The organism is Ruegeria sp. BA12 (assembly GCF_056539625.1).
Genome location: NZ_JBQFVF010000002.1, coordinates 417,630 through 442,812, shown reverse-complemented (window position 1 = coordinate 442,812; position 25,183 = coordinate 417,630). Strand labels below are relative to the sequence as shown.

The following is a 25,183-nucleotide window of genomic DNA, read 5'->3' as shown; positions in this document are numbered from 1 at the left end:
CGATTCAACGGCATGTTTCAGCAACATGCCGCCGAAACGGACACAGTGTTTCAATCTTCGAATGGATTTTTGGCGTTCAAAACGGCCTGAGTGTCCGCCCCGAATTCGGGCGGGGCAGCGCGATAGGTGACCGGAGTGCGTGACAATTTCAGCGGATTCCCGATCAGCTGCACCGGCCCTGGTGCTGCCTGCATGGCGATCTGCATTTGTCGAGCCGCGACCTGATCCGAGGCAAAAACCTGATCCAAAGTCCGCACCGGGCCGACGGGTACTTTGCGGTCTTCCAGCTCGGCGATGACGGTGGCAGTGTCATGGGCTTGAACCGCCGGGCGCAGAACTGCGTTCAAAGCGTCGCGATTTTCCAGGCGCGCCGGGTTGGTGGCAAAGCGCGGATCATCGGCCAGCTCGGGCCGCCCGATAAAGTCGCAGAAACGGCGGAACTGTCCGTCATTGCCCACGGCCAGAATCACATGGCCATCCGAAGTTTCGTAAACGTCATAAGGCACAATGTTGGGATGCCCGTTGCCCCGCCGTTGCGGAATATTGCCCGAGGTCAGGTAATTGACGCCCTCGTTGATCAACCAGGCAACTTGTGAGTCGACCAATGCCAGGTCGATCTGCTGGCCTTCGCCGGTTTGATCCCGGTGGTGCAGAGCGGCTAGAATGCCAACGCAGGCATACATTCCGCACATCACATCAGCGATGCCAACACCCACCTTCATCGGTGCGCCTTCGGGGTCGCCGGTCAGCGACATGATCCCGCCATAACCTTGCGCCATCAGGTCATAGCCGGGCTTGGACGCATTCGGCCCGGTCTGGCCATAGCCCGAGATCGAGCAATAGACGAGGCTCGGGAACTCCGGCGATAGCGTGGCGTAATCCAGCCCGTATTTCGCCAGCCCGCCGGGTTTGAAATTCTCGATCAGGATATCGGCATGCGATGCCAGCCGTTTGATTTCAGCCTGGCCTTCGGGCGTAGTGATGTCGATGGCGACGGATTTCTTGTTGCGGTTGGCCGACATGAAATACGCACTCAGGTCCGAGCGGTTGCCCTGAGCGTCTTCAACGTAAGGAGGGCCCCATTGCCGGGTATCATCGCCGCCACTGGCCGGGTTTTCGATCTTGATGACGTTGGCGCCCAAATCACCCAGCAGCTGCGTACAGGTTGGCCCAGCCAGAATGCGGCTGAGATCCAGCACCTTGACGCCTTTCAGCGGTCCCTCAGATCCGGCCATCATATCCTCCACGCTCGATTTCTGCAGCGATGACGGTAAAGCGGTCGGCTTTGACCGCCTGCTCCAGCGCCGACCGCAGTTCTGCGCGGTTGCGGATGGTATGTCCATAGCCACCAAAGGCTTGCCCCATGGCGGCAAAGTCGTGGCTGTCGAAATCCACGCCCATATTGCCCATCTGACGCTGACGCTGTTTCAACTCGATCAGCGCAAGACTGGCGTCGACAAAGACCAGAAAAATCGGATTGCAGCCCATCTCGGCTGCGGTCGACAGCTCTCCGGCAACCATCAGAAAACCAGCATCGCCCGAGAAACTGATGACCGGGCGGTCAGGCTCAGCCAGTTTCAGGCCAATGGCCATCGGTACGGCGCAGCCCATGGTACACAGGGCCGAGGATTGGATCAGCCCGCGTTCTTCATGGCACTCCCACATCTGGCTCAGCAGGATACGATGCGCGCCGCTGTCGGCGGTGGCCAGCGTATCAGCGGGCAGGGCGGCGCGAGATTCGGCGATCACGGCCGCTGGGCCCCAGTCATCATCCGCGGGGAAGGCCTGCGCCAGTGCGGCTTTAACCTGCGCGGGTTCACCACCCGGCCACGTCGCGCGGGCGGGGTTCCCCTTGGCGATGGCTTCTAGCGTGGCGCCCGTGTGGGCGACCAGATTCAACCCGGCTTGATGCATGTAATGATCGTTGACGACGGCCGAGATATCGATGACGCGCTTTTCCTCGGGGTCCCAGATCTCGCGCCAGCCAGGGCGCATTTCGATCGGGTCATACCCCAGACACAACACCAGATCGGATTGTTTGACCAACGGCACCAGATGCTTGTCGGCCAAGGGCGACAAACCTGCGCCGCCCAGGCACAATGGATGATCCTCGGGCACGACGCCCTTAGCTTTGTAGGTGGTCACGAAGGGGATGTTGAAATGTTCCAGAAACGCCTGCACCACATTGCGCGAGTCGTCATAAAGCACGTCCAGACCCACGATCGCGATGGGGCGTTCGGCCTCGGTCACCCAGCGGCGGGCTTTCTCAACACAGTTCCCTTCGGGCGCGACCGCAGCGGGTTTGACCAGACGGCGGCGTTTGCTCCCGGATACGCGCGTGTCCGCGACCGAGATCGGCACGTCGATATGAACCGGACCGGGGCGGGGCTGTGTGGCCAGCGAAACCGCTCTGTCAGCAACCACGTCTGCGCCCTGGGCCGTCAGCGTGAACGTGCCCTTGGTGATCGAGCGGTAAACCTGCGCGTGATCCATCACCTGATGAGTATAGGTCAGTGCCTCATCCGCATCGACACAGCCGGTCAGAACGATCATCGGCACCCGGTCCTGCAGCGCGTTGGCAACAACGTTGATCCCATTCATCGCGCCGGGGCCCAGAGTGGCCACCAGAATGGCAGGTGCGCCATCACGGTGGTGGACAGCCTCTGCCATGAAGCCGGCGGCGTTTTCGTGTTTGGTCAGGTGAAAGGTGATCCCAACCTGTTCCAGAGCATCCACCAGCGTCAGAACCTCTCCGCCTGGCATGCCAAAAGCGTGGCGGCATCCGGCCTCGTATAGTCTTTGGGCCAAAAGGTCAGCCGCGCGGGGGGAGAGGTCCTGCATTCGTTATGCTCCGAAGTTTTCGTTGCTCAGCAGATTGCGGAGGACGTAGCCAGACGCAAGCAGGTTCACGTCAGTGTGACTATTTGGCTGCGGATTCCGCCACTGACTGAAACTTTGTGTCAAGTTCTTGGGCAATATCGCGCAAAGGCTCTCCGCCTTCGTACACATAGGGGGCAAAGACAAAGCTGGGCGTTTTGTAGGACAGGGTGGCGGTGCCGTCGTCGTTCTCAGTCACGTAAAAGCGAATCGGCGCTTCGATCATTGCACTGACAGAGGTTTCCAGAACGCGCACGGCATAGTCGTTGTTGAAGGCACCGATCACCAGATTGCCGGGTATAGTGATGCCACGGGCCGCAGCCGCCTTGGTCGGACCAGCCTGCGTGACCACGATCAACCCGTTTTCCTTCACCGCAGCCTTCGTATCCGCGACCAGTTCTTCATAGCTTTTGACGGTTGGATACACTGCCCAACCCGACAATGGTTCCTCGGCCCGGACAGGCAGGGCGAGAAGACAGAGCAAACCCAAAAGCGTGCGCATGACGGTGCCTCGTTCAATGTGACTGTCTGAGTGATGCCAGAAATCCGAGTTCCGCGCACGCACATTTCCGTGCGTATTCAGGATTGCGCCGACGTCCAGAAAGCCGCAGAAACATGCAAACCATCAAACACGAGGCCACACGTGGACCCGATACGCCTATTGATTTGCAGCAGTTGTGCGGGAACGCGTGACCGAGTGGCCGAGAGGCAGGCCGTGGATGACGCGCTGGTGCGTGCAGGGCTGAATGGTCAAGTCGTCATCTCGGATCACGCCTGTTTCAGTGGCTGCGCTGAGCCGACCGCATTGGCATTGCAGGCCGCAGGACGGGCGTCTTACGTGTTTTCGGGGGTCGATATCGTTACCGATGCCGAAGACATCGTCGCGACCTGCAAAGCCTATTTGGACAGTCCCGCAGGTTGGATCGAAGACGCCCGACCCTGCGGGCGACTTCGGATGTGTTTGCGCGCGCGGATACCGGCGCTTTAATCGACCTGAACGGTCACGGCAGCGCTGACCGGTACGTTGTCGACCGTCAGTGCACTGTGGCTGTTTGCGTTCAGCGAAACCGAAACCTCGACCTCTCCCTTCGGAAGGTCTGGGATGTGTATCCAGTTGCCGTAGAGCCGGGCCAGTTTCTCGCCATTGATGTAAACATGCGCGTGGCCTTCGCCGTCTACGTCGGCTGTTGACGCGTTTTCCGGGGCAAACCGGAAATTCTGCGGCATGACGTGCAGGTTCCACCCGGCCATCGGGTCCCGGGTCAGCGCGATTGCAACGCTGGGGGCGTCCGCCCCTGCGGGCAGGTTTACCGTGGTCGAATGGTCATGGGCCATCGCTTCGGCATGCGCGCCGCCGTGATGGGACGGATCGCCATGATCGTGGCCGTCAAACGTGACGCCATTGGCTGCCGCCAGCACAAAACCAGCACCACCACCGAACACAAGGCCGATTGCAAAAAGGGCAAGTGAGCGTGCCATTTTTTCTTTCCTTTAGGCAAAAAGAAACGCGCCGGGCAGAACCCGGCGCGTCATTATATGAGAGGATCAGGCCGCTGCTTCGACGCGTTTGCCTTCGCTTTGCCAGAAATACCCGGCAAAGGCACCGACCAGAACCCAGGCGACCAGACCGATGCCAAAGGCGCGAGCGGCGAACAGAGCGCCGATCTCGGTCGGGACGGGGCCGGTGAACACATCCGGTTCGGGCGCTCCGATCAGATGGGGTGCCAGCAACAGGGCTGCTGCGATCACATAGCTGATCAGGTTGCCGCCAAACGCAATCAACCACAGCGCAACAAGCGCAGCACCAACAGTGGCAAACCACCAGACCTGTCGGGCATAGACGTCAGCTGCCGCTACACCAGGCACCTCTGGTGCCAGGGTAAAGCCAGGCGCCAGATGAAAGGCGATGAACCCAGCCAGACCCCAAAGCACGCCGGTGCGGCCATCAATCGTGTGGCCCTGGCCTTCGGCCACGGACATCAGAGCAACCATCAGCAGCGCGTAACCGGTATAGGTCAGCATGGTGAAAATGACGCTCAGCGCGTCACGGGTCAGTTCCGAGAACATGCCCGGCAATTCGGGATGCGCCGAAACGGATTCGGCTCCGAAGTGCACCAACTCACCGGATTCGTACAGCTCTGCGTGCAACAAAACAGGTTGCACAAAGACCAACTGCAGCAAGGCGGCTATCAGCCCCGCTGCAGCACCAGCGAACAACGCGCTGGTCAGTATACGACTGAACATGGTCTTAGTGGCAGGGGAAGCCGGTCGCGTGGCGCACGTCGTGTGCTGCGTCATGCAGCGCCGCGGCCTGTACGTGACCGGTCAGGGTGATGATACCCAGACCCAGTACCACCGCGAACATGACCGGAAGGATACCAGCGCGCGAGGCGGATGCTGTTTGCGTTTGTGTTGCCATCTTTTATTCTCCTTTGCCGCCGCACCCGACGACCGGTGTTTCAATTGTCGCCTGGCAGGTCTCCTGGCTTGCGGGTCGATGCCTCTGTTCGCCTTCCCCCTGAGAACAGGAGTGGCTGGTTGAACAGGGGCTCTCCGCTTACAGTCGCGGGGGCGGCTGTGGATTTGGCTGCCATGGCAGTCGCACCACATTCCCTCTTAGCATCCGGATGTCTCCGGCAGGACCAGACGCGTTCATTTAGCCTCTATGATGCCGCTGGTGCAATCGTCATTTGCGACCTTTTAGGTCAGATCACGCGCTTTTTCAGCAAATAGATATCCATGATCCAGCCATGATCGGCACGTGCCTTGGCACGGGTGTCCAGAATCTCCTGCGCCACATCGGTCAAAGCGCCTTTGATCAGGATTTCCTCTTTCATGCCGACATAGGCACCCCACCAGATGTCATAATCGGCCATGTCCAGGGATTGAAACGAACACTCGCCATCCAGCATTACCGCTACTTTCGAGGCATTTGCCGGCCAGCCTTCATCCCTGATCCGCCGTCCGGTGGTCACAACATAAGGCGCGCCCAGATCATTGATCGGGATGGCGTGGGCGGCCGTCAATGCCTGCAGCGCGGTGATGCCAGGGATCACCCGTGTCGTGGGCTCAGGGTCCAGCCGCGACGCGATTCGCAACGAGCTGTCATAAAGCGACGGGTCGCCCCAGATCAGCAGTGCCACTTGTCGCGCATTCGGGTGGGCCGCAATCGCCTCGTGCCAGCGCAGGGCAATGGCATCATGCCATTCGTCGACCCCGCGTAGATAACCATCATCGGCCCGACGCTTGGGAATGTCGAAATAGGCGATCTGCGGCGGAGTGTCAGTCACAGCTGCAATGATCTCTTCGCGCAACCCGGCCAGATCAGCCTTGTTCTCGCCCTTGTGCGGGATCAGGATCAGGTCTGCATCGCGGATGGCATTTGCCCCTTGCAAGGTCACGTGATCCGGGTTGCCAGTGCCAATTCCGATTAGAGACAACTCAAACATCGTCGAACTCTGCCAGCGGGCCATACAGGATCAGCGCCGGGGCTGTGCCGATCTCGGCCTCCAGCTTTTGCGACAGCGCGCCAATTGTTGCACGGTGCAGGCTCTGGTCGGGAGTCGATACGGATTCGGCCATTAGGGCAGGTGTCTCCAGCGGCAGACCATGCTCATGCAGCGCATTTACCAATAGAGGAAAGGTCCGTTTGCCCATGAACACCACGGTCGTTGCGTCCGGATCGGCCAGCGCGGGCAGGTTCAGATCTTCGGGCAGTTTGCCGCTGACATCGTGGCCAGTGACAAATTGTACCCGCCGCGCAGTCAGGCGTCGTGTCAGGGGTATTCCTGCTGCCGCCGCCGCCGCAACCGCCGAGGGGATGCCAGGGATGATTTCATATTCGATCCCGGCCGCACGCAGGGCAACCAGTTCTTCCTCCAGCCTGCCGAACAACCCGCCATCACCGGATTTCAACCGCACTACGCGAGCACCGGTTTTGGCGTAATCCACCAACAGGCGGCTCACGTGATCCTGCCTGGGTGAGGGTCGCCCGGCCCGTTTGCCCACGCCCACCAGATCTGCATCGCCATGCGCATGACTTAGGATCGGGCCGCTGCTGAGGTCATCAAACAGCACCGCATCTGCTTTTTGCATCCGGTCGACTGCTTTCAGGGTCAAAAGATCAGGATCGCCGGGGCCGGAACCTATGAAGGATACGAAACCGCTCATGCCGAGGCCTCGGCGATCAGGTGAAAGAACGTACCGGTGACGTTCCCGCGCACCGAACCTGTTTGCGGCCCTTCAGCACCTTCAGCATCAAACACCCGCGCCAGCGGTGCGTCCGGCTGTTCTACGATCGAAGAATAATGGAATTCATGCCCCCGCAGAGCCGTGTCGGCTGCAAAACCGGGCATCGGGGCCAGCAATTCTGCGCGCCGATACCCCAGATTGAACTTGCGCTTTTCATACGAGGTCACCAGCCGCAGCAGGCCTGCCATCTGATGTCGCTCGCCCTCTTTGTCGATCAAGGCCTGACCCAGCGCCATGTATCCACCGCATTCTCCATGCACGGGTTTGGATTCAGCGTGTTTGCGCAGTCCGGTCTGGAACGTGTCGGCGGCAGCCAGTGTGCCCGCATGCAGTTCCGGATAGCCACCGGGCAGCCAGACCAGATCGGCATCGGCAGCAGGTGCCTCGTTCGCCAGAGGTGAAAACGGCAGAATTTCTGCACCCGCCGCGCGCCAACCTTCCAGCAAATGCGGATAGGTAAAGGAAAACGCGGCATCGCGGGCCAGCGCAATCCGTTGCGCCGGAGGGCGCGGTAGCGCGGCTGACGATGGCCCATTGGGGCCTGAGGAAGCCGCCACCTTGATCGCCTCAAGATCCACATGTTCGCGCAGAAACGCGGCATAGCCGACAATTGCGCTTTCCAGATCAGGATGCTCGACCGCCTGTATCAGGCCCAGATGGCGTTCCGGCAGGGTCAGATCACCGCGCCGGGGCAAAACGCCCAGAACCGGCAGACCGGCGCGCTCCATACCCAGACGGGTCAGACGCTCGTGCCGGGGGCTTGCGCAACGGTTCAGGATCACACCGGCAAACGGCAGGTCGGGGTTGTACATCCGAAACCCCAGTGCAGTTGCCGCCGCTGATTGCGCCTGACCGCCCACATCCAGCACCAGCACCACAGGCCAGCCCATGCGCTGGGCGGTTTCGGCGCTGGACCCGTGCCCCAACTCGCCCGGCTTGGCGACGCCGTCAAACAGCCCCATCGATCCCTCGGCGACCACGATATCCGCACCCTCAGCCTGCGCCGAAATCGCACTCAGCAACGGGTCACCCATAGCCCAACTGTCCAAATTGAACGAGGAGCGCCCGGCAGCAGCATTATGAAAGGCAGGGTCGATATAGTCCGGGCCGCTTTTGAACGGTTGCACGGTCAGCCCATCCTCGGCCAATGCCCGCAATAGGCCCAGCATGACCGTTGTCTTACCTGTTCCCGAGGACGGGGCAGAAATCAGAAGACCCGGGGGGTTAGTCATCACCGTGGCTCCAGCTTGACCACGGGCTATCGGCACTTTGCGGACGATAGCGGCGATCGTAATCCTTTGAATACAGGCAACTTTCATCGAACCCTTCGCCTGCCAGCGCCGGGCCCACCATGATCAGTGCGGTGCGCGAGATGCTTTCATCCAGCGCCTCTTTCAAGGTGTCCAGCGTGGCGCGGATGATCCTCTCATCCGGCCAACTGGCGCGATACACCACGGCCACCGGGCAGTCCGCGCCATAGGCGGGGGTCAGATCGGCAATCACCTTGTCCAGATTGCCGATCGACAGGTGAATGGCCAAAGTCGCACCGGTGCGGGCAAAATTCTCAAGCGTCTCACCTTCGGGCATCGAGGATGCACGGCCCGGCGTCCGGGTCAGCACCACGGATTGTGCCAGTCCAGGCAGGGTCAGCTCGGTTCCCAGTGAAGCCGCCGCAGCAGCAAAGGACGGCACGCCCGGCGTCACGCTGACCGGGATGCCCATCTCTTTCAGCCGTCTGATTTGTTCACCCATCGCTGACCAGACCGACAGGTCGCCGGAATGCAGGCGCGCCACATCCTGACCAGCCTGATGTGCGGTCTCGATCTCGGCCATGATCTGATCCAGATCCATCGACGCGGTGTTTATGATCTTTGCGTCCTCGGGACAGTGACCAAGGATTTCCTCGGGCACCAGCGACCCGGCGTAAAGGCATACCGGGCAAGACGCGATGATATCACGTCCGCGCAGAGTCAGCAGGTCGGCAGCGCCCGGTCCGGCGCCAATGAAATGAACAGTCATGTTTGTCCTCCGATGGCTATGGCGCAGGTGGCCAGCCGGTCGTCTGAGATTTGTCTGGGTGAGGTCAGCCGCGCGCCGGATCCAGCAGCGGCAAGGGCGGATGCTTCGGCCACGCTGCCGGTGCCATACGTGGCGCGGCTGCGGTTCGAGCAGGTGAGCGTGCGCTGCCCGGCCAGATCGGCAGGGGCGACGAAATGCAAGGGCAGTGCGATGGCCGAGGCGAATTCGATCAACGCAGGATGTCCGTCTTTGTCCGCCACCGTGGCCAGCGCATCCACGCGCTGCCCGTCGCTGGCCCGGTCAAAGGCCGCGCGCAGGCTGTCCAACGTGGCCGTAGATGAGAATCCCAATCCCGCGACGATCATAGGGTGACGCTCCATTGGACCACCGGATAAGCGGATTTCCAGCCGCGCCGAGGGCCAAGCGCCGAGGCTTGCGCTAGTTCGATGCGCAATAGGTCTCCACCCAGCTTGTTCTGCCAGTGCCCCAGCAAAGCCTCGCTTTCCAAAGTCACCGCGTTGGCGACCAGCCTTGTGCCTGCGGGCAGTGCCGCGTGCAGCCACTCCATCAGTTCGGTGCTGAGACCACCGCCGATGAAAACCACGTCCGGCAAGGTCAGACCACCCAGTGAGCCCGGAGCAGTGCCGTGCACAACATTCAATCGGTCCTGGCCCAGCGTATCAGCGTTGCGCCGAATGCGTTCGGCGCGATCTGCGCGGGGTTCGATGGTTGTGGCCGTCAGGGTCGGGTCACACATCAGCCATTCGATGCTGATCGAACCCGTGCCGCCGCCGATATCCCAAAGGTGTTCGCCCCGCTGCGGCGCCAGTGCCGACAGAGTTAACGCCCGCACGGGGCGCTTAGTAATTTGGCCATCGGTTTCAAAAATCTCGTCCGGCTTGCCCGACGCCTTTGGAAAGGCGCGGCCTTCGCCTGCAACCTCAAGCCCGACGCAGACCGGGTGGTCGAATCCGCCCAGCAGCGCTTCGGTCAGCGATACACTGCGCGCCCGTTCGCGAGGGCCGCCCAGAGCTTCCATCACATGCAGGCGGGTGTCAGGAAATCCAGTTTCGGTTAGGTAGGTCGCCAGTTCCGCCACTGCCTTGCCGTCCCGCAACAGCAGGATGGCGCGTACCCCCGGTGCCAGATCAGGCCGTAACCGGGTCAGCGGGGCTGCGTGCAGGCCGAAGGTCAGCGTGGTTTCTAGCGGCCAGCCCAATCGCGCAGCGGCCAGTGAAAAGGTCGATTGGCCGGGCAGGGCAGTCCATTCGCCAGCCTCGAAATTGCGCGCGATAACTGAACCTGCACCAAACCAGAAGGGATCGCCCGAGGCGAGAACCACAGTCGGACGGCCCCGAATGCCGGCCAGCATCGGAAGGCCATCGGAGAAAGGCACAGGCCACTCAACCCTCTGCGCGCCGGTTTCTGGAATCAGCGACAGGTGCCGCGGCGGGCCCATGACGATTTCGGCGCGTTCCAGCACTTGACGGCTTGCCGGTGGCAGGCCATCCAGTCCATCTTCGCCCAAGCCCAGAACGGTCAGCCACGGAGCTTTAAGCATGACACATCTCCTGATCCTTGGCGGTACAACTGAGGCCAACGCGCTGGCTAAGGTCGTGGCCGAGCAGGGCGTTCCGGCAACCTATTCCTATGCCGGACGGGTCGATAACCCCCGCCCGCAACCCTTGCCTGTGCGTGTCGGTGGTTTTGGCGGCGCGCACGGGCTGGCGCAGTACCTTTGCGATCACGCGATCACCCACGTGATCGATGCCACTCATCCCTTTGCCACACAAATGAGCCGGAACGCCATTGCCGCCTGCCGCGATACCGGGCTGCCGCTGGCTGCGCTGACCCGTCCGGCCTGGACGGCGCAAGAAGGGGACCGCTGGCAGCACGTTCCCGATATCGGCGGCGCAGTGGCTGCCCTGTCCGGCCTGGCGCAACGTGTTTTTCTGGCCGTGGGGCGGATGCACCTTGAGGACTTCGCCGCCCAGCCCCAACACCGCTATCTGCTGCGGCTGGTGGATGAACCCGGTGAATTGCCCTTGCCGAATTGCGATGTGGTTGTGTCGCGCGGGCCGTTTACCGAAGCGGATGACCGGGCGCTGATGCAACGCCATGACATCGAATTGGTCGTGTCCAAGAACGCAGGCGGCAGCGGCGCACGCGCCAAGATTGATGCAGCGCGGGCGTTGGGCCTGCCCGTACTGATGATCGACCGTCCGATCCTGCCACAACGACACGAACTGACGAGCGTAACGCAGGTTTTGGACTGGCTGGCTCATTCTGGTGTGAACCTCGGGGTGTAGACGATCGGGGCGCTGTTGCGATCAATCACACGAGTCAGGGATGATCCCACGATAACCACCGTCTGCATGTCCGCCATATCCGGCGTTGCCTCGGCCAGTGTCGAAACCCGGATCGCCTCATCCGCGCGGGATACGGCGCGGGCGAACAGGATCAGACGTTCGGGCTCACATTCCTCGCGCAGGATTTCCAGCGTCTTAACAAAGCCTTCGGGGCGGGATTTTGAGCGCGGGTTGTAAAACGCCATCGCGAAATCACCCTGCGCCGCCAATCGGAGGCGTTTCTCGATCAGCGACCAGGGTTTCAGATTGTCGCTGAGGTTGATGGCACAGAAATCATGCCCCAAAGGTGCCCCCGCACGCGCCGATGCGGCCAGCATCGCGGTGATGCCCGGCAACACGTCGATGGGAATTTCGCGCCATTCAACAGGGCCATTTTCCAGCGCCTCAAACACGGCGGCCGCCATGGCAAACACGCCTGGATCGCCCGAGGACACAACGACCACACGTTTCCCCTCGGCCGCCATCTGCAACGCGTGCTGCGACCTGTCAATCTCGACCCGGTTGTCGCTGGCGTGCAGCGTCAGGCCGGGACGTTCGGCCACGCGCGCGACGTAAGGGATATAGCCGACGATATCCGTGGCCTCGGCCAATGCGGCGGAAACCTCGGGCGTTACAAGGTCCTTGTTTCCGGGTCCGAGACCCGCGATCCTGACCCAACCGCTCATGGCCGCCGCCCCTGACCATGCACGATGATGATCGAGAAGTAGGGGGTGACCTTGTCACAGGCCTCGGACAGTTTCGTCACGGTCTGGTTCGGCATCTGAGCGTATTCGACGATCCATGCTCGATCGTACAGGCCAGCCGTTTTCAGGGCCCGTTTCACCTTTTCGATGTTGCGCCCGATCTTCATCACCACCAAAGCATCGGTCTGCGCCATGCGTTCTGCCAGAGTATTTTCGGGGAGTGTACCGACCAGAACGGTCAGGACATCATCGCCCCACGTGATCGGGTCACCGGTTGCTGTCCACGCACCGGACATACCGGTGATGGCGGGAACAACCTCGACGTCAGCTTCGTCACGCAAGCGGCTGTAAAGATGCATGAAAGACCCATAGAAAAATGGGTCACCTTCACACAAAACCACCACATCCTCACCTTCATCCGACAGGTTTTTTAAATGCGCGGCGCAGTCTTTGTAGAAAGCAGACAGCAGCTCGTTATAGCGCGGATCGGTTAGGGGGATTTCCGTGGTGACGGGATATTCCATCGGAAATTCCACAGCATCGCCGGGAATCATGCCATTGACGATCTTGCGTGCCTGACCGCTGCGGCCGGGCTTGCGGAAAAACGCCACGTGGCGCGCATTGCGCAGTAGACGGTCGGCCCGAACGCTCATCAGGTCCGGGTCGCCGGGGCCAAGGCCGACGCCGTATATCTTGCCCGCGCTCATTCCGCGCGGCTCGCGATGGCGTTGACGGCGGCGACGGTGATGGCGCTGCCGCCCAGACGACCTTTGACGATACAGGATGGCACCGGTTGCGCCGCCCACAAAGCGTCCTTGGATTCGACCGCGCCGACAAATCCCACCGGGCAGCCGATGATGGCGGCAGGGCGCGGGCAATCGGGGTCTTCCAGCATGTTCAATAGGTGGAACAGGGCAGTCGGAGCATTGCCGATGGCCACAACAGCACCTTCAAGATGCGGGCGCCACAACTCCAGCGCTGCGGCCGAGCGCGTGTTGCTCATCTCAGCGGCCAGCGGACGTACGCGTTCGTCATGCAGGGTGCAGATTACCTCATTGTCGGCGGGCAGGCGGAACCGGGTCACGCCCTCGCTGACCATACGCGCGTCACACAGGATCGGCGCGCCGTTTTCCAAAGCGGTGCGGGCAGCAGAGACGAATCCGGGCGAGAAATGCACGAACTCTTCCAGCCCGACCATCCCGGCGGCATGGATCATGCGGACGGCAACCTGCTCTTCGTCGGCGTCGAACCGGGCCAGATCGGCCTCGGACCGAATGGTGGCAAAGCTTTCCTTATAGATCGCTGCGCCATCGGTTTCATATTCATAGGGCATCAGGTCAGGTCCATGGTCATAAGTGTTTCGGGGGTCAGCCCGCGTTGGCAGGGCTCATCCCCTGCGCGGCCGTGTTTGACAAGGTCAAATCGCCCATCGCGACCGACCAAAGTGACATCCGCTGTTCCCATTCGGGCGCATCCTTTTGAGCAGCCCGAGACATGCAGGCTGCCTTCCACATGCGGTGCCAGCGCTCGGGCGACAGCACGGGTTTCTACCTGCGCCTGCGGGCAGAACGGTGCACCGGTGCAGGCGTCGGTGGTCATCAGCGGATCGGTGCCATCTGTGACAAAGGCCGGGGCCGGGATCGCCGCCCCGCCTTCCAGCAGGAACAGCCGCCAGGGGGTCACCCGCAGGGCGGAAGCGCCTGTGTCCTCGATCAAGCTGAACAGACGCCGCGCAGGCAGTTGCCCGAATGCTGCACCATAAAGTGTGCCCAGTTCACAAATGCCAGGTTGTAGCGGTGAGCCAACAGCGTTGGCTGGGCTGCCTTGCCATTCCAGAGGCAAAGCTTGTGCTGCGACCACGCGGGCCATGCGGCGATTGTCCGAGGTTTGGTTTTCGGCAAACCATTCAGCCAACGCGATAAGCTGGTCTATGGCTTCGACTTCTGAGACGGCGCGCCCCGTCTCGCATCCATCGGCGCGAAGGATCAGGCCCTCCGCGCCGGTCTCCAGCCGGATATCCGCAGAATCCGCGGCCATCAGACGGGCCGGGCCAGTGTCGATGGCAAAACCGAATTTCGCAGGCACGGCGGGCAGGTCTGCCAGTCGATGGATCAAAGATTGCGTCAGCCGCGCGGTCAGATCGCCCGTTTCGTAAAGCGGTGAAACCAGAATGTTGCGGCGTACTTCGATGCCCGACTCGGCGTCCAAAAGATCCAGCGCGGAAAGCTCAGAAAGCAACGATTGATGATCGGCCTCTTTCACGCCACGTAATTGCAGGTTGGCTCGGTTGGTCAGGTCGATGGTGCCATTGCCAAACCGCTCGGCCAACTCGCACAAGCCCAAAGCCTGCGTCGCATTCAGACGTGCCAACCGGGGGCGCACCCGCACCACCAGCCCGTCGCCCGACATCATCGGACGATGGGCGCCGGGGCACCAGCCTTGAACAACAGGTTTTGAGGCGGGGGCGCTCATCCCAACCCCTCCAGATCCGCGCGGATCGAGTTCCGGCGTGTGTTCCACAACCCCGCGTCAAGCAATGCGCGGAACCGGTCCTGCATGGCTTGATGTGCTTGCGGATTGGCCTCTTGCAGGAAGGCGTCAACCTCGGCGTCACCCAGCGTGGCATCGTGGTACAGATCGAACAGGTGCGGAGCGACTGTGCCGGACAGGTGGGCAAAAGACGCCATATGGTCCAGCGTCGCCGCGATCTCTGCGGCCCCGCGGAACCCGTGCCGTTGCATCCCTGCAATCCAGCCGGGATTGGCAGCGCGGGCATGAACCACGCGGCTGATTTCTTCGGACAGGGTACGAGCGCGGGGAGTGTCGGGGTTGGTATTGTCGAGGTGGTACAATTGCGCGCTGCCGCCGGTGACGGTCTTGGCAGCGGCAAACCCGGCCTCGTGCGTGGCATAGTCGTTGGCCAGCAGCAGGTCGGTCTCGGTCAGGTCCTGCAGGTGGACAAAGCTGTCGGCATTGGCGACGCGTTCGGTGATGCCGGTGACATCCTGCGCGATATGGTCGCCCTCCAACGCAAAAGAGCTTGCCTGCAGCCATGCTTCACCCGCCTGCGCGCGGGCTTCATCGGTATAGATTTCAGACAGTTGCGTCATATTCACGCCATAGCTGCCGGGCGCTGGACCAAAGACTCGCGCGGCAGGGGCTTGCCCGGCATAGGGGTTCCAATCCGGGGCTTCATCACGGTCAGACAAGGCACGGACGGCCTGACCGAACAGTGCCGAAAGCGTCGGGAACACGTCGCGGAACAGGCCCGATACGCGCAGGGTCACATCAAGGCGGGGGCGGCTGAGATCGGTGATCGGCAGCACTTCGATGCCTGACACTCGCTCGGACCCCTTGTCCCAGAGTGGCTTGACGCCCAACAGGTGCAGCGCCATGGCGAATTCTTCGCCTGCCGTGCGCATGGTGGCCGAGCCCCATAGGTCGACGATCAGGCCCTTGGGATAATCACCTTCCTCTTGCAAATGCCGCCGCACCAGCTCTTCGGCCAGCTTCACGCCTTGGGTATAGGCGGCGCGGGTAGGAACCGAACGCGGATCGGTGGTATAGAGGTTCCGACCGGTAGGCAGCACATCCGACCGCCCACGATAGGGTGAGCCGGACGGTCCGGCCTCGATCCGTTTACCCGCCAGCGCGTTAAGCAGAGCCCTGCGTTCCGCACGGGCGGAAGGAGCGGGGTCGAAATTACCGGTGACCTCAGGCGTGCGACCAAAGATGTGCAACCCGTCACCGAACTGGCTTTCCTTGATATCGCAGACAAAGCGGTCGATGCGAGTGATTGCCTCGGCAGTGCAGGTGGCCTGATCCAGACCCAGATCGCTTTCCAACCCGATGGCCTGCGCCTCATCCCGGATATCTTCTTGCAGGCGGTCCCGGCGCTTGGGGTCCAGCCCGTCAGCGTTCGAAAACTCGTCCAGCAGGGATTCCAGCCGCACCATCCTGTCGGGCGTGCCGCTTTCCTTCATCGGGGGTGGGATATGACCCAACGTGACCGCCCCGATCCGGCGCTTGGCCTGCGCGGCCTCGCCGGGGTCATTGACGATGAAGGGGTAGATCACCGGCAGATCGCGGATCAGCGCCTCGGGCCAGCAATTCGCCGACAGGGCGACCGATTTGCCGGGCAGCCATTCCAGCGTGCCATGCGCGCCGATATGGATCAGCGCATCCGCGCCCAACCCTCTGCGCAGCCACAGATAAAAGGCCACATAGCCGTGGCGTGGGGTGCGTGAGAGGTCGTGGTAATCATCCTCGCGCAACTCGGGCGTGCCGCGTTCGGGTTGCAGCGCGATCAGGGCCTTGCCACGACGCAAAGCGGTGAAATTGAAAGCGCCGTCTGCTAATGCTGGATCATCCTCGGGCCGTCCCCAAACGGTTTCGAGGTCCCTGCGCAATTCATCCGGCAGATCGGCCAGCGCCGCCAGATAATCCGCAAGCGGCCACGATACCCTTGCATCCATAAGGGTTTCGGTAATGGGTTGGGCGGGGGCGGTGTCGTACCCTTCGCCCTGCAGATCGGCCAACATCGCCTCGGCTGAGGCCAGCGCGTCCAACCCCACAGCATGGGCCATCTGCCAGTCCTTACCAGGGTAAGTGGACAGCACCAGCACCGGGGTTTGATCGACCTTGGGCTTGTCATGCAAAGCTAGCCACCCGGTCACCCGGTCGATGATGGCCTCGATCCGTTCATCTTCGGCCCGGTGGGCAAATCGCGAGTATTCCAGATGTGGGTCACGTTTCCCGGGTTCTTTGAATGAGGCGATGCCCGCCGAAATCCGCCCGTCTACCTCGGGCAACACCACATGCATGGCAAGGTCGGCGGGCGAGAGGCCACGTTCCGCCTCGGCCCAGGCCTTGCGGCGTGCAGTTGACAAAGCGACCTGAAACACAGGGACATTAGCCGCGTCCAGCGGAGATGTGCCAGACGCGCCCTTGCCCGAGAATGAAGTGGCGTTGATGATGGCCGACGGCTGCATTGCTACGATATTTCCGCGCAACCACTCGGCGGCGGTTGGGGCTTTCAGCGACGGCGCGAACAGGCCCACGGCTTCGAACCCGCGCGCGCGTAGGTTACGGATCAGGGCTGCGACCGGGGCGGTGTCCGCAGAGGTCAGGTAAGCGCGGTAGAAACTCACGAGAATGCGTTTTGCATCGCCCGTGAACGCCTTTTCCACTGGGATCACGCCACGGTCAGGGCACCAGGCGCCGCACTCGGGGATGGTTTTGGCCCCCATCACAGGGCCTGCATAAAGCCCCGCCGCCAGCGCCATCTGTGCCAGCGCGGCCTGCGCTGCAACTTCGCCGCCGGTATCGCACAGATGCGCCAGCCGCCGCAGGGTTGAAACGGGTAGGGTGGAAAAGTCGTCCAACCGCGTATCTTCGCGCCCATCCGCTGGCAGGACAGCCAGCGCGATGCCCTTGTCCTGCGCCAGCGCCAGAACCTGCTGCAGGCCATAGGACCAATAAGGCACGCCGCCGATCAGGCGGATCAGAATGCCTTTCGCACCTTCCAGAGTTTGTTCGACGTAGGTATCGACGGACAGAGGGTGTTTCAGCGCCGTCAGATTGGCCAACCGCATCGTGGGCATCCGCCCCTCAGCCCCGCCACCGCGATGCCAACCTGCCGCGAAAGCTCCGAGGTCGCTGTCCGAAAAGGACAGCACCACCAGATCCGCCGGGCTTTGGCCCAGATCGGTCGGGGTCTCGGTTTCTTCGAGCCCGTGGCTTTCGCGGAAGACGACGTGCATGGCTTACTCGGCGGCCTCGGTCACACCCACGAGGATCTCGCGGATCGCGGCCTCTTTGATGTCGTCATGTTCGGCAATCACCACCAGACGCGAGCGGCGCTTTTCGCCGGGTTCCCATGGGCGGTCGTACTGATGTCGCACGCGTGCGCCAACCGCCTGGACCAACAAGCGCATCGGTTTGCCCTGGACAGCGGCGTAACCTTTGACCCGCAGGATGTTCAGCTCATTTGCCAAGCGTTCGATATTGGCAACCAGTGCTGCCGGATCGGTCTGTTCCGGCAACTCGACGATAATGCTTTCGAAATCGTCATGTTCATGATCGTGGTGGCCATCGTGGTGCGACGGGCGTGCATCCATGTCATCCTCGGCGGCAGCCTCAAGCCCCAGTACGACGCGCACGTCCACAGCGCCTTCGGCAACTTCGACGACGGGCAGGGGGCGCGGAGCCTCGGCTGCGATGACCTCTTTGGCCTTTGCCACACCTTCCGGGCCAGCCAGGTCAGGCTTGGTCAGCAGGATGATGTCGGCGCAGGAAATTTGATCCTCGAAAACCTCGGACAGGGGTGTTTCGTGGTCGATCGAGTCATCGGCCAGGCGCTGGGCGTCCACAGCCTCGACATTCGGGGCGAAGCGACCGGCGGCGACAGCCTCGGCATCGGCCAGAGCGATCACGCCATCCACGGTGATTTTCGAGCGGATATCGGGCCAGTCAAACGCTTTCAACAGCGGCTTGGGTAGGGCCAGGCCCGAGGTTTCGATCAGGATGTGGTCAGGGCGCGGCTCCAGCGCCATCAGCGCCTCGATGGTCGGGATGAAATCATCGGCCACGGTGCAACAGATGCAACCATTGGCCAATTCCATGATGTTTTCTGCGGGGCAATCGGGAATGGCGCAAGACTTCAGGATATCGCCATCGACACCAACATCGCCAAACTCGTTGACGACAATGGCCAAGCGTTTGCCCTGCGGGTTCTGCATTAGGTGCTTGACCAGAGTGGTCTTGCCCGAACCCAGAAAGCCGGTGATCACAGTGACAGGGAGTTTTTCGAGGTTGCTCATTTCAGGGCTCCAATCGGGGGAATGCGGGCCGCACAGTTTTTGCGGAAATGTTCGGGACGTTCGCGCCATTTGACCAGACCGTCTTCAGCGGCGAGGTACTTGGTGACGCCTTCGACGATGGTGTCGACATGGTCGGTTTCGTTCAGGTTTTCGTACACAAAGGTCCAGCGGGTCGGTCCGCCGCGCAGCACTATGGAACAACCCTGATCGCAATTTGACAGGCACTCGACCGGCTTCAGCACGATACCTTCGGGCAAATCGGCGTCTTCCAGTGCCTTGTGCAGCAGGGCACCTGGACGTTGCGCATCGTCTTCAATCGGCAGGCCACGCCGACAGGTCGTGCAGACCAGCAGCTCGACTGGTGCAGTCTCGGTCACGTCTCTCATCCCCCCAAATCCTCTTTGCAGGGGACGGGGTTTCATGCGGGCCACGTCTGCACATGGACCCGACACCGGATCACCCCGTCCGGTTTCAACTTCGGGCGCTGGCAGGTCTCCCGGCTTGCGGATGTCGGGGCGCTTGCCCCGGCAGATGTCCCGCCTTCCCGGCCTTGCGGGCCAGTGGCATTGGGCACCCTCTCCGGTCACGGTCGCGGGGGCGGCTGCGTTTGACGGTTGCCCGCTGACGCATTCCCTTTTCATCCATCCGAAGATGGACACCAACGCATGCGACATGCGGCACGGGCAGGGGGCTTGTCAAGCACGAGGCGCATGGTGAAATCGTTCAAACCAAAAAAGCGACCAGCCTGTGTCAATCCGCGGCATGCGCGGCCAGCCTCTCGCGCAGCCAAGCGCAAAACAACCCTGCCGCAGCGGTCGATTGCGTAGCGCCTCGTGTACTGATCAGGTAATGCGACTGGGCAAAAGGAATCGCAGGTCCCGCAATTGCAATCGGCACAGCCTGCCGGATCGCATTCCGGGCGAACCGTTCCAGAACCGTTGCATAGCCCGCCCCTGCCATCACAAGCTGCAGTGCTGCGACCGAGGTGTCCACCGAATGTCGGGGCGGCTGGTCCGGAAGCGCGAGCCCGTTGGCCTGAAAGTACCGCGCCCAGTTGTCTTCGTATCCAAGGATATGAATCAGAGGGCCTTGCCGCAGTACGTTCAGGGTCGCGGGCGAGTCCCCGGCCCGGCATACCGGTACCAGCTTTTCATCTGTCAGCTTTTCGGACTGAACGCCGGGCCAATCGCCATAACCCAGCCGGATTTCCACATCCAAATCGCCGGGGGCCACGCTGTCATTCCAGATGTGCGAGACAAGGCGTACTGGGATCTCGGGGTGGCGAGCGGTAAAGTCGGGCAGTTCCGCCGCGACCCAATAGGTGGCTGTCGATATCGCCGCACGGATCGTCAGGGTCTGGCGCGAGGCAGGGCCGAACAGGCTGTTGGTGGACAGGGCGATGTCGCCAAGCGCACGCCGCACAGTCAACGAATAAGACTGCCCCAGCTCAGTCAGTTCCAACCGGCGGGCATTCCGGGTGAACAGCTTTTGCCCAAGCTCGGCTTCAAGCGACCGGATATGCAATGAGACCGCCGTCTGCGTCAGGCCCAGCTCTTTTGCTGTGGTGGTAAAATTCAGATGCCGCGCGGCGGTTTCAAAGCTGCGCAACCATGTGGGGTTTGGAAGGCGATCCATATATCACCAAATTATTTTGACCATAATTGGCATTATTAATCATTTTCGTTTCTAACAGACAACACAGATACTCGGCCCGAATACGACCGTCAGGAGGGAAACATGAAAGTCGGATTTATCGGTTTAGGAAATGTGGGCGGCAAACTGTCCGGCTCGCTTCTGCGCAACGGGATTGACCTGACGGTTCACGACCTTAACCCAGACCTGGTGGCCGAGTTTGTGGCCAAGGGGGCCGAAGCCGCGGAAAGCCCGGCGCAGATGATGCGGGACTGCGATGCCGTTATAACCTGCCTGCCGTCCCCGGCGGCCTCGGACGCAGTGATGCAAGATATGCTGCCCGCGGTCGGGCCGGGCAAGATCTGGATGGAGATGTCGACCACCGACGAAGCCGAGGTTAAACGACTGGGCGCCATGGTGATCAAGCGAGGAGGAGCGGCGGTGGATTGCCCGGTTTCAGGCGGGTGCCACCGGGCGGCTACTGGCAATATCTCGATTTTCGCCGGATGTGATCGCGAAACCTTTGAGCGGATTCTGCCGTTTTTAACCACGATGGGGCGGCGCGTGCTGCACACGGGGGAGTTGGGCTCAGCCTCGGTCCTAAAAGTTCTGACCAACTATCTGGCGACCGCCAACCTGATCACCTGTGCCGAAGCGCTGGTAACGGCCAAAGCGGCCGGGATGGATTTGAACACCACTTATGAGGCGATAAAGATTTCGTCGGGTACTTCGTTCGTGCATGAAACAGAAAGCCAGGTCATTCTGAACGGGTCCCGCGATATCTCTTTCACCATGGACCTTGTCAAAAAGGACATCGGACTGTTCCAAGACGTCGCCGACCGCGCCGGAGTACCCTTGGAAATCAACCCGGTAATGATCCGCATCTTCGACGACGGTATCGCCCGCTATGGTGAACGCGAACTGTCCCCGAATATTATCAAGCGGTTGGAGGACGCGACCGGGCTGGATATCACGGCGCCCGGTTTCCCGACCGAGATGCACGATGATGAACCGGAAGAGCCGGGTTATGAAGTTATCCCACAGAGAGGTCAGGCCGAATAGCGCACACCGAGCGCAGTTGAATACCGGTTAGATAATCAAAGAAGTGGAGGCGAGTACCGGAATCGAACCGGTGTACACGGATTTGCAATCCGCTGCGTCACCACTCCGCCAACTCGCCTTTTCAAGTAAAATCAAATACTTGCTGTGGTGTGGCAGGCGTTTTAACACCTTTCGTCAGGGGCGTCCAGTGGGTTGATTGCAAAAATCCACCTCCATGTGTTGCGGCATGGCGCGGCGCGACACCAAGTCTCTGCGATCTGGTGAAACTTTCGACGTTGCAGCCGTTGCCGGTTTCTTCTGGATGTGGCAAAAGCCGGGAACACTAGGGAAAAACATGGGCGATCCAATGACAGATTTCGCAACCCGGCGCCGCACGATGGTCGATACGCAGATCCGACCTTCGGATGTAACGAAATTCCCCATCATTGACGCCATGCTGACCGTTCAGAGAGAGAATTTTGTACCTGACGCTCAGCGTGAAGCGGCTTACGCCGAAGGCGTGATCGACCTTGGTGGCGACCGTTGCTTGCCCGAACCGCGGACATTGGCCAAAATGCTGGATGCGCTGAATATCTCGAATGACGAGGCTGTTTTGGATATCGCCCCGGCTCTGGGCTATTCCACTGCGGTTGCTGCGCGTATGGCGCAGTTGGTGGTTGCCGTGGAAGAAGATGAAGATATGGCCGCCGAAGCGCAAACGATCTTGATGGAAGCAGACGCCGACAACGCGATTGTACATGTTGGGCCGCTGGCGCAGGGCGCGACCGAACACGGCCCCTATGACGTCATCATGATACAAGGCGGGGTTGAGCAGGTTCCCGAGGCATTGATCGCCCAGTTGAAGGATCACGGACGCATTGCCTGCCTGTTCGTCGAAGGAGAGCTTGGAACCGTTCGGATCGGGCATAAATCCGGCGGTCGGGTGACGTGGCGTCATGCATTCAACGCCAATGCCCCGGTTTTGCAGGCATTTTCCGCCGAGTGTGCATTTTCGCTATAATTTCATCGCTTATTTTTCTGTGACCTTGATTAGTTGAAAACATCGGCGCAAACTACGCTCAGGGCAGCGTAATTTTGATTTGAGAAGGATTTCGACATGCGTTCAAGGACAGGGGGAAAGCTAATTAAGGCGATGGCACTGACGGCGGGACTCGCGCTTAGTGCTGTGCCGGGGCGTGCGGTCTGGGCTGATAACCTGACCGACGCATTTATCGGGGCTTACAATACAAGTGGCCTACTGGAACAGAACCGCGCCTTGTTGCGCGCGGCTGATGAAGACGTCGCAATCGCGCTGTCGGCGCTGCGCCCGATCATCGACTGGGCGGTTGAAGTCAGTCAGAATTACAGTCGCAGCAGCACGAGCGCTGGTGTTGTTCGTGATGAACCAGCCAATTTTTTCACCGGGCTTACCCTGAGCCAGTTGATTTATGACGGCGGATTCTCGGTTCTTGGCAAGCAATCAGCGCAGGAAACGGTGCTGGCAACACGTCAGACCTTGCTGGATGTTGAACAGGATGTCTTGTTTCGCGGTTTGAACGCATATCTGGGTGTTCTTTTGCAGGAAGAAACCGTGCAGATCCGCCTGAACAACGTGGATGTGTCCGCTGAAGAACTGCGCGCCTCTCAGGACCGCTTTGACGTGGGTGAGGTGACCCGGACGGACGTCGCGTTGTCCGAAGCGCAGTTGGCAAGTTCGCAAGCAGATCTGGCGGTTGCGCGCGGTAACCTGAGCATTGCGCAGGCGGAATATGTGAACGCCGTGGGCAAGGCGCCAGGCCGTACTGCCGGTCAACCAAGTCTACCGAGCTTGCCGCGATCCGAAGGTGAGGCCGTTAGCCTTGCACAGCGCAACCATCCAGCCATTCAGTCAGCACAGCACCAAGTGCGGGCGCTGGATTTGTTCGTTCAACAGCAGCGTGCCAGCCTTGGTCCGGATGTCAGGCTGAATGCTGACGCGGGCCTGCGCGAAAGCTATGACAATGATGACAGTCTTGAAGATGCGACTATTGCGCTGAGGTTCACCCAGCCGATCTATGCCGGTGGCCGTCTGGCCGCCACGGTCCGTCGGGCAATGGCAACACGCGATGCGTCGCGCGCCAATTTGCTGAACGTGCAAAAGGATATCACCCAGGGGGTCGCGGACGCCTATGCAGCTTACCAGGCCGCCAGCGCCAGCCTAAGGGCGTCTACGGAACGGGTTCGGGCCTCGCAAGTGGCGTTTGACGGTATCCGCGAAGAAGCAACCTTGGGTGCGCGGACCACGCTGGACGTGCTGAACGCGCAGCAGGATCTATTGGACGCGCAACTGGCCGAGGTTGCATCGCGCACCGAACGATCGCGTGCCGCTTATCAACTGCTGGATGCGCAGGGTTTGCTGACGGCTGAACGTCTGGGTCTGGCTGTCCAGATTTATGATCCAACCCTGTATTACAACTTGGTTAAAAAGGCTCCGGCGCAGATCAGCAGACAAAGTCGAGACCTGGATCGCGTCCTCAAAGCGTTGCGTCGCGACTAAGGGCCAATACTACCTGTTGTTAGGACCGGTTTGTTTAGCTACACTCGATCCCGAGGATAGAGCGGTAGAGAACAATGACGGATAAAGTCGTAAAAGCGGGAATCGAGGACGTCTTGTCCTCGATTAAGCGTCTGGTCACCGAAGAAGATCGTAAAATTCCGGGTGTTATGGCGTCATCCAACACGCGAAAGCCCGGCAGGCTGGTTCTGACCGACGCATTGCGAGTCGGTGAAGTGGCCGTGAAAGAGAAGCCTCAGCCAGAAAAAGCGGAACCGGTTTACAAGGCCGAAGATTCTGTCAAACCGATGCTTCTGCGGGCTTGTGATATCGTGAAACATGCCGAACCCGCGGTCGAACAGCAAACCACGACTGAGCGAGAGGACGGCCTGACCGGCAGTCTGAGCGCCAAGATCGAAGCGCTGGAAACCGCAATTGCCCGAACCGAAGATCAGTGGGAGCCGGACGGCGACAGCGAAGATGCTTATTCCGGCACGCCGACGAAGCCGCTGGAGTGGGCGGCGGAGGTCGAGACACCGGCAAAACCGCTGGAGTGGGCCGCAGAAGATGAGTTCAACATCACCTACTCGGCAAAGATCAGCCAAGCTGAAACGATACACGAAGACGTTGACTCAGCCACAAAGGCAACCTTCGTCCGGGACCCTGCGGTCGTGGCGTCTGCGCAGGCGGTGAAGTCAGAAGCAAAAGAACTGCACGTGCAGCCAACGGGCAAAAATGCGCAGACTGCAGGCAAAGACTTGCCAGTGATGAACACAGCTCCTCTGGCTACCGGACAAGGCGCGCTGACCTTGGACGAAGACGCAATGCGCGGTCTGATCGCACAGGTCGTTCGGGAAGAGCTGCAGGGCGTTCTAGGCCAGCGTATCACTCGCAACGTTCGCAAGATGGTGCGGCGTGAGATTTACCGCGCACTGGCCGAGCGCGAGGTCGATTAAC

26 protein-coding genes, 1 tRNA gene and 2 riboswitches are annotated in these 25,183 nt (G+C 60.9%); of the genes, 6 read left to right on the top strand and 21 right to left on the bottom strand.

The window, feature by feature from the left end; translation table 11 throughout:
• Positions 1 to 50: 50 nt before the first annotated feature.
• From ACR0B0_RS07770 to ACR0B0_RS07760, 3 genes are all read right to left on the bottom strand, one after another.
• Complete coding sequence (locus ACR0B0_RS07770; RefSeq protein WP_480647167.1) at positions 51 to 1,235, bottom strand: CaiB/BaiF CoA transferase family protein; 1,185 nt, start codon at positions 1,233 to 1,235, stop codon at positions 51 to 53.
• Positions 1,222 to 2,841 (bottom strand): thiamine pyrophosphate-binding protein, encoded by a 1,620-nt coding sequence (locus tag ACR0B0_RS07765; RefSeq protein ID WP_480647165.1) that lies wholly within the window; start codon positions 2,839 to 2,841, stop codon positions 1,222 to 1,224. The genes ACR0B0_RS07770 and ACR0B0_RS07765 overlap by 14 nt, the downstream gene beginning before the upstream one ends.
• A 79-nt stretch (positions 2,842 to 2,920) precedes the next feature.
• Complete coding sequence (locus tag ACR0B0_RS07760) at positions 2,921 to 3,379, bottom strand: DUF302 domain-containing protein (RefSeq protein ID WP_170349262.1); 459 nt, start codon at positions 3,377 to 3,379, stop codon at positions 2,921 to 2,923.
• Between the two features lie 141 nt (positions 3,380 to 3,520).
• Between ACR0B0_RS07760 and ACR0B0_RS07755 the strand changes: the two genes are divergently transcribed.
• Positions 3,521 to 3,865, top strand: a complete 345-nt coding sequence (locus ACR0B0_RS07755) for a DUF1636 family protein (RefSeq protein WP_480647163.1) — start codon at positions 3,521 to 3,523, stop codon at positions 3,863 to 3,865.
• On the opposite strand, the gene ACR0B0_RS07750 is transcribed toward ACR0B0_RS07755, so the two are convergent.
• From ACR0B0_RS07750 to cbiE, 9 genes are all read right to left on the bottom strand, one after another.
• Positions 3,862 to 4,356, bottom strand: a complete 495-nt coding sequence (locus tag ACR0B0_RS07750) for a hypothetical protein (RefSeq protein WP_480644024.1) — start codon at positions 4,354 to 4,356, stop codon at positions 3,862 to 3,864. The two genes, ACR0B0_RS07755 and ACR0B0_RS07750, sit on opposite strands and share 4 nt — an antisense overlap.
• A 66-nt stretch (positions 4,357 to 4,422) precedes the next feature.
• A complete protein-coding gene (locus ACR0B0_RS07745; protein WP_170349259.1) occupies positions 4,423 to 5,121 on the bottom strand; it encodes a CbtA family protein in 699 nt (232 codons plus the stop codon).
• 4 nt (positions 5,122 to 5,125) lie between these two features.
• The gene (locus tag ACR0B0_RS07740) at positions 5,126 to 5,296 is read right to left on the bottom strand and encodes a CbtB domain-containing protein (RefSeq protein ID WP_170349258.1); all 171 of its coding nucleotides are present in this window, start codon (positions 5,294 to 5,296) and stop codon (positions 5,126 to 5,128) included.
• A gap of 36 nt (positions 5,297 to 5,332) precedes the next feature.
• A riboswitch (cobalamin riboswitch) is annotated at positions 5,333 to 5,539 on the bottom strand.
• Positions 5,540 to 5,582: 43 nt separating this feature from the next.
• Positions 5,583 to 6,326: a precorrin-6A synthase (deacetylating) gene (cobF, locus tag ACR0B0_RS07735; protein ID WP_170349257.1), complete on the bottom strand. Its 744-nt coding sequence runs from the start codon at positions 6,324 to 6,326 to the stop codon at positions 5,583 to 5,585.
• Positions 6,319 to 7,047: a uroporphyrinogen-III C-methyltransferase gene (gene cobA / locus ACR0B0_RS07730; protein WP_170349256.1), complete on the bottom strand. Its 729-nt coding sequence runs from the start codon at positions 7,045 to 7,047 to the stop codon at positions 6,319 to 6,321. The genes cobF and cobA overlap by 8 nt, the downstream gene beginning before the upstream one ends.
• Complete coding sequence (locus ACR0B0_RS07725; RefSeq protein ID WP_170349255.1) at positions 7,044 to 8,360, bottom strand: cobyrinic acid a,c-diamide synthase CobB; 1,317 nt, start codon at positions 8,358 to 8,360, stop codon at positions 7,044 to 7,046. Before ACR0B0_RS07725 ends, cobA begins: the two co-directional genes overlap by 4 nt.
• Positions 8,353 to 9,147, bottom strand: coding sequence for a precorrin-4 C(11)-methyltransferase (cobM, locus tag ACR0B0_RS07720; RefSeq protein ID WP_170349254.1), 795 nt, complete (start codon positions 9,145 to 9,147; stop codon positions 8,353 to 8,355). The genes ACR0B0_RS07725 and cobM overlap by 8 nt, the downstream gene beginning before the upstream one ends.
• On the bottom strand, positions 9,144 to 9,512 hold the full coding sequence (locus tag ACR0B0_RS07715; RefSeq protein ID WP_170349253.1) for a cobalamin biosynthesis protein: 369 nt from the start codon (positions 9,510 to 9,512) through the stop codon (positions 9,144 to 9,146). Before ACR0B0_RS07715 ends, cobM begins: the two co-directional genes overlap by 4 nt.
• Positions 9,509 to 10,708 (bottom strand): precorrin-6y C5,15-methyltransferase (decarboxylating) subunit CbiE, encoded by a 1,200-nt coding sequence (gene cbiE, locus ACR0B0_RS07710; protein ID WP_480647161.1) that lies wholly within the window; start codon positions 10,706 to 10,708, stop codon positions 9,509 to 9,511. The genes ACR0B0_RS07715 and cbiE overlap by 4 nt, the downstream gene beginning before the upstream one ends.
• Here cbiE and ACR0B0_RS07705 point away from each other — a divergent pair.
• Positions 10,707 to 11,456: a cobalt-precorrin-6A reductase gene (locus ACR0B0_RS07705; protein ID WP_480647159.1), complete on the top strand. Its 750-nt coding sequence runs from the start codon at positions 10,707 to 10,709 to the stop codon at positions 11,454 to 11,456. The genes cbiE and ACR0B0_RS07705 overlap by 2 nt on opposite strands.
• On the opposite strand, the gene cobJ is transcribed toward ACR0B0_RS07705, so the two are convergent.
• From cobJ to ACR0B0_RS07665, 8 genes are all read right to left on the bottom strand, one after another.
• Positions 11,429 to 12,181, bottom strand: coding sequence for a precorrin-3B C(17)-methyltransferase (gene cobJ / locus ACR0B0_RS07700; RefSeq protein ID WP_480647157.1), 753 nt, complete (start codon positions 12,179 to 12,181; stop codon positions 11,429 to 11,431). The genes ACR0B0_RS07705 and cobJ overlap by 28 nt on opposite strands.
• Positions 12,178 to 12,906 carry a precorrin-2 C(20)-methyltransferase gene (locus ACR0B0_RS07695; RefSeq protein ID WP_480647155.1) on the bottom strand — a complete coding sequence of 243 codons (729 nt, stop codon included), beginning with the start codon at positions 12,904 to 12,906 and terminating at the stop codon, positions 12,178 to 12,180. The genes cobJ and ACR0B0_RS07695 overlap by 4 nt, the downstream gene beginning before the upstream one ends.
• Entirely contained in the window at positions 12,903 to 13,532 is a 630-nt protein-coding gene (locus ACR0B0_RS07690) for a precorrin-8X methylmutase (protein ID WP_170349248.1), read from the bottom strand. The genes ACR0B0_RS07695 and ACR0B0_RS07690 overlap by 4 nt, the downstream gene beginning before the upstream one ends.
• Positions 13,532 to 14,671 (bottom strand): precorrin-3B synthase, encoded by a 1,140-nt coding sequence (cobG, locus tag ACR0B0_RS07685; protein WP_480647152.1) that lies wholly within the window; start codon positions 14,669 to 14,671, stop codon positions 13,532 to 13,534. Before cobG ends, ACR0B0_RS07690 begins: the two co-directional genes overlap by 1 nt.
• On the bottom strand, positions 14,668 to 17,961 hold the full coding sequence (gene cobN / locus ACR0B0_RS07680; protein WP_480647150.1) for a cobaltochelatase subunit CobN: 3,294 nt from the start codon (positions 17,959 to 17,961) through the stop codon (positions 14,668 to 14,670). Before cobN ends, cobG begins: the two co-directional genes overlap by 4 nt.
• Before the next feature lie 3 nt (positions 17,962 to 17,964).
• Positions 17,965 to 19,020, bottom strand: coding sequence for a cobalamin biosynthesis protein CobW (gene cobW / locus ACR0B0_RS07675; RefSeq protein WP_480647147.1), 1,056 nt, complete (start codon positions 19,018 to 19,020; stop codon positions 17,965 to 17,967).
• Positions 19,017 to 19,406, bottom strand: a complete 390-nt coding sequence (locus tag ACR0B0_RS07670) for a DUF1636 family protein (protein ID WP_170349244.1) — start codon at positions 19,404 to 19,406, stop codon at positions 19,017 to 19,019. Before ACR0B0_RS07670 ends, cobW begins: the two co-directional genes overlap by 4 nt.
• 83 nt (positions 19,407 to 19,489) lie before the next feature.
• Positions 19,490 to 19,698, bottom strand: a riboswitch (cobalamin riboswitch).
• Between the two features lie 72 nt (positions 19,699 to 19,770).
• Positions 19,771 to 20,655: a LysR substrate-binding domain-containing protein gene (locus ACR0B0_RS07665; protein ID WP_170349243.1), complete on the bottom strand. Its 885-nt coding sequence runs from the start codon at positions 20,653 to 20,655 to the stop codon at positions 19,771 to 19,773.
• Positions 20,656 to 20,757: 102 nt separating this feature from the next.
• Between ACR0B0_RS07665 and ACR0B0_RS07660 the strand changes: the two genes are divergently transcribed.
• Positions 20,758 to 21,714, top strand: a complete 957-nt coding sequence (locus ACR0B0_RS07660) for an NAD(P)-dependent oxidoreductase (protein WP_480647145.1) — start codon at positions 20,758 to 20,760, stop codon at positions 21,712 to 21,714.
• 44 nt (positions 21,715 to 21,758) lie between these two features.
• Here ACR0B0_RS07660 and ACR0B0_RS07655 read toward each other — a convergent pair.
• Positions 21,759 to 21,832: transfer RNA gene (locus ACR0B0_RS07655), tRNA-Cys, on the bottom strand.
• Between the two features lie 228 nt (positions 21,833 to 22,060).
• Between ACR0B0_RS07655 and ACR0B0_RS07650 the strand changes: the two genes are divergently transcribed.
• The 3 genes from ACR0B0_RS07650 to ACR0B0_RS07640 all read left to right on the top strand — a co-directional run bounded on the left by ACR0B0_RS07650 (position 22,061) and on the right by ACR0B0_RS07640 (position 25,182).
• Positions 22,061 to 22,714, top strand: coding sequence for a protein-L-isoaspartate O-methyltransferase family protein (locus ACR0B0_RS07650; protein WP_170349438.1), 654 nt, complete (start codon positions 22,061 to 22,063; stop codon positions 22,712 to 22,714).
• A gap of 96 nt (positions 22,715 to 22,810) precedes the next feature.
• A complete protein-coding gene (locus ACR0B0_RS07645; RefSeq protein ID WP_480647143.1) occupies positions 22,811 to 24,229 on the top strand; it encodes a TolC family outer membrane protein in 1,419 nt (472 codons plus the stop codon).
• A 74-nt stretch (positions 24,230 to 24,303) separates the two neighbouring features.
• Positions 24,304 to 25,182: a hypothetical protein gene (locus ACR0B0_RS07640; RefSeq protein WP_480647141.1), complete on the top strand. Its 879-nt coding sequence runs from the start codon at positions 24,304 to 24,306 to the stop codon at positions 25,180 to 25,182.
• Position 25,183 lies beyond the last annotated feature (1 nt).

Bases quoted from the DNA above. Each gene is read 5' to 3' on its own strand.
- ACR0B0_RS07770 (WP_480647167.1), bottom strand. From the start codon at position 1,235: ATGGCCGGATCTGAGGGACCGCTGAAAGGCGTCAAGGTGCTGGATCTC.
- ACR0B0_RS07765 (WP_480647165.1), bottom strand. From the start codon at position 2,841: ATGCAGGACCTCTCCCCCCGCGCGGCTGACCTTTTGGCCCAAAGACTA.
- ACR0B0_RS07760 (WP_170349262.1), bottom strand. From the start codon at position 3,379: ATGCGCACGCTTTTGGGTTTGCTCTGTCTTCTCGCCCTGCCTGTCCGG.
- ACR0B0_RS07750 (WP_480644024.1), bottom strand. From the start codon at position 4,356: ATGGCACGCTCACTTGCCCTTTTTGCAATCGGCCTTGTGTTCGGTGGT.
- ACR0B0_RS07745 (WP_170349259.1), bottom strand. From the start codon at position 5,121: ATGTTCAGTCGTATACTGACCAGCGCGTTGTTCGCTGGTGCTGCAGCG.
- ACR0B0_RS07740 (WP_170349258.1), bottom strand. From the start codon at position 5,296: ATGGCAACACAAACGCAAACAGCATCCGCCTCGCGCGCTGGTATCCTT.
- cobF (WP_170349257.1), bottom strand. From the start codon at position 6,326: ATGTTTGAGTTGTCTCTAATCGGAATTGGCACTGGCAACCCGGATCAC.
- cobA (WP_170349256.1), bottom strand. From the start codon at position 7,047: ATGAGCGGTTTCGTATCCTTCATAGGTTCCGGCCCCGGCGATCCTGAT.
- ACR0B0_RS07725 (WP_170349255.1), bottom strand. From the start codon at position 8,360: ATGACTAACCCCCCGGGTCTTCTGATTTCTGCCCCGTCCTCGGGAACA.
- cobM (WP_170349254.1), bottom strand. From the start codon at position 9,147: ATGACTGTTCATTTCATTGGCGCCGGACCGGGCGCTGCCGACCTGCTG.
- ACR0B0_RS07715 (WP_170349253.1), bottom strand. From the start codon at position 9,512: ATGATCGTCGCGGGATTGGGATTCTCATCTACGGCCACGTTGGACAGC.
- ACR0B0_RS07705 (WP_480647159.1), top strand. From the start codon at position 10,707: ATGACACATCTCCTGATCCTTGGCGGTACAACTGAGGCCAACGCGCTG.
- cbiE (WP_480647161.1), bottom strand. From the start codon at position 10,708: ATGCTTAAAGCTCCGTGGCTGACCGTTCTGGGCTTGGGCGAAGATGGA.
- cobJ (WP_480647157.1), bottom strand. From the start codon at position 12,181: ATGAGCGGTTGGGTCAGGATCGCGGGTCTCGGACCCGGAAACAAGGAC.
- ACR0B0_RS07695 (WP_480647155.1), bottom strand. From the start codon at position 12,906: ATGAGCGCGGGCAAGATATACGGCGTCGGCCTTGGCCCCGGCGACCCG.
- ACR0B0_RS07690 (WP_170349248.1), bottom strand. From the start codon at position 13,532: ATGCCCTATGAATATGAAACCGATGGCGCAGCGATCTATAAGGAAAGC.
- cobG (WP_480647152.1), bottom strand. From the start codon at position 14,671: ATGAGCGCCCCCGCCTCAAAACCTGTTGTTCAAGGCTGGTGCCCCGGC.
- cobN (WP_480647150.1), bottom strand. From the start codon at position 17,961: ATGCACGTCGTCTTCCGCGAAAGCCACGGGCTCGAAGAAACCGAGACC.
- cobW (WP_480647147.1), bottom strand. From the start codon at position 19,020: ATGAGCAACCTCGAAAAACTCCCTGTCACTGTGATCACCGGCTTTCTG.
- ACR0B0_RS07670 (WP_170349244.1), bottom strand. From the start codon at position 19,406: ATGAGAGACGTGACCGAGACTGCACCAGTCGAGCTGCTGGTCTGCACG.
- ACR0B0_RS07665 (WP_170349243.1), bottom strand. From the start codon at position 20,655: ATGGATCGCCTTCCAAACCCCACATGGTTGCGCAGCTTTGAAACCGCC.
- ACR0B0_RS07660 (WP_480647145.1), top strand. From the start codon at position 20,758: ATGAAAGTCGGATTTATCGGTTTAGGAAATGTGGGCGGCAAACTGTCC.
- ACR0B0_RS07650 (WP_170349438.1), top strand. From the start codon at position 22,061: ATGACAGATTTCGCAACCCGGCGCCGCACGATGGTCGATACGCAGATC.
- ACR0B0_RS07645 (WP_480647143.1), top strand. From the start codon at position 22,811: ATGCGTTCAAGGACAGGGGGAAAGCTAATTAAGGCGATGGCACTGACG.
- ACR0B0_RS07640 (WP_480647141.1), top strand. From the start codon at position 24,304: ATGACGGATAAAGTCGTAAAAGCGGGAATCGAGGACGTCTTGTCCTCG.